Here is a 311-nt window from a genome sequence, read left to right as displayed (position 1 = left end):
GGCGAGCGGATAGCGCTCGCCGACCAGGTCGGGGAGGACTCCGGATGCGGCGAGCGCGAGCGCCTCCCTCACGTGACGGTAGCCTGCACTGGCCACTCCGCGCAGGCTCTTGCGTCGCAGGTAGAAGTCGCGGGCGTCGATGTGGAGGTCAGGATCGACGGATGCCGAGCAGAACACGGCGCGTCCGCCCCAGCCGAGCGCGGCGATGCCCGCGCCGAGGGTGGGTGCGTTTCCGGTCACGTCGATGAGCACGTCGAAGGCGTCCTCGCGCGCGAGCGCGGCTTCGAGGGTGCTGCTGTCGCACGCGGTGA

1 protein-coding gene is annotated in these 311 nt (G+C 71.4%); it reads right to left on the bottom strand.

Annotated elements, in window-relative coordinates; all coding sequences use genetic code 11:
- Positions 1 to 311: zinc-binding dehydrogenase (locus tag KI686_RS16225; protein ID WP_237590362.1), on the bottom strand; the 311-nt coding region annotated here is incomplete at both ends.

The sequence above is a fragment of the Polaribacter sargassicola genome (assembly GCF_021991835.1).
In the GTDB taxonomy this organism is placed as follows: domain Bacteria; phylum Bacteroidota; class Bacteroidia; order Flavobacteriales; family Flavobacteriaceae; genus Polaribacter; species Polaribacter sargassicola.
This window is presented reverse-complemented; position numbering and strand designations above follow the sequence as displayed.